The organism is Bartonella sp. AP9QHHD (genome assembly GCF_042195625.1).
In the GTDB taxonomy this organism is placed as follows: domain Bacteria; phylum Pseudomonadota; class Alphaproteobacteria; order Rhizobiales; family Rhizobiaceae; genus Bartonella.
Genome location: NZ_JBHIOP010000020.1, coordinates 1 through 1676 on the forward strand (window position 1 = coordinate 1; position 1676 = coordinate 1676).

Genomic DNA, 1676 nt, shown 5'->3' on the forward strand with positions numbered 1-1676 from the left:
ATAACAAACGTGTTCCAAACCATTACGGTCTCGGAAAGTTCCTGTTTTAGGGTTGAAAGAACGGTATTTTTTCTTGCAATATTGAAGCCAATCAGATTCTAATGATTGTTGTACTGGCTCATATTCCACCGTTTGCGGAGCTTCATAAATTATCTGTTCTTGTGGAACCTGTTGATATACAATTTGATGCTGTGGTGCGGTTTGATAAACAACTTGTGGCTGTTCTGATTTTTTAAAAATTTTGCCGAGAAGTGCACCTGCTGCAAGAGCAAGAATGCCCATTGCTAAAGCTTCTCCTGAGTTATTTATATTAATACTACTGTGTTTTGTCTTTTTGCGCTCGACATAATGATATGTCTTGTGTTCAACATGATGGTGTTGTTGTGCTCCCCATTTATGGCTAACATAATGACGCGTGTGGGGGTTATCAAAAGAGTGATGTTCACTATGAGAAAAATGGGAGCTAAAATTGTGAGACGGTAAACCAGCCTCCCTTCTCATGTCATAGTTATGATACCATGCCATATCTGCAAGCGTTGGATTTAATGGCATCAAAACGGTTGCAGTAGACATTGCTGATAATACCGCTAATCTGAAGAATTTTTTCATAATGATGCTCCTTGTGTCAATTCGTATTTTTCACATCCTACACGTTTCAAACTGAATAGAGACTGAACAATTTTGGACTTTATTGTGACAAAAAAATAAAAATTCATTTAGTTAAAACTATTATCAATACAATAAAATAAAATCATGACAGAATTTTGATTTCAATTAATGTACTCTTCTTAAGATTAATTAAGCAGCTTGTATTTAGAGCACCAGATTTTTTACTATTGGTTATAAATTATTTATTGATGAGTAATTTTTTATTGCTTGATACAATATGAATTGAACAATAGGTGTATGAACAAAAGTTATCGTTTTTTATTATAGGCTTATGGTGCTAAGATAGAACCTTATTTGTGTGATTGAATACAGTCCTGTTTGACCACTCTCTTGTGAGGCTAAATATTGAGTTCGATATCATATTATAACTGTATAAATATAATATATTGCGGGAACTTTTTTTGATATATGGGAAACATTCTTGTTGGGATATGGCTGTTAGTTTGACAGTATTGGCATAACAAAATGCATTTGACACAAGATTGCTGATGAGACGCCTGAAGGCACGTGGGCGTGCTTGTATTGGTGTAGGGCTTTCAATGGTGTAGGAAAATTGACGTTTGTGAAGATGCACATCGGTAGAGAATTTTTGCATAAGAGCATTTAAATCAAAAGTTTTAACACACTCACTTTCTTCACTACGGGCAAAAGCAAGGTAATCTTCTAACATGTTTTGCGTGTCGCTCACATCTTGTTCAAGCAGCTTGATATCAAAGTCAGTATTTGCTAACGCTTGCTGAAGTTTAAAACGGGTGAGAATGGTTCTTAAATCATGGCTTACACCCGAAAGCATCGTGGTGCGTTGTTCGATATAGTTAGAAGATGGTGAGTGTGTGTATTTTGCTGGACATGAGTTTAGGGTTTTACATACACTGGGGCATTCCCCTGGTCATGTTATTTATTTCAATGAAAAAGAGCGCTTAGCCCTCTTGGGTGATGTTCTCTTTCGTGGTTCTATTGGACGTACGGACTTCCCCTTCTGTTCTTATGAAAAATTGATGCAATCT

The 1676-nt window shown here is 36.1% G+C and carries 1 protein-coding gene and 2 pseudogenes; 1 reads left to right on the top strand and 2 read right to left on the bottom strand.

Translation table 11 applies throughout. The annotated features are described in order from the left end of the window. Window positions 1–609: BA14K family protein (locus ACFIK4_RS01115; RefSeq protein ID WP_375674637.1), on the bottom strand; the 609-nt coding region annotated here is incomplete at its 3' end. Between the two features lie 472 nt (window positions 610–1081). Beyond that, window positions 1082–1480: pseudogene (locus ACFIK4_RS01120) on the bottom strand (two-component sensor histidine kinase); the annotation flags it as partial. 4 nt (window positions 1481–1484) lie between these two features. Between ACFIK4_RS01120 and ACFIK4_RS01125 the strand changes: the two are divergent. Then, window positions 1485–1676, top strand: a pseudogene (locus ACFIK4_RS01125) (MBL fold metallo-hydrolase); the annotation flags it as partial.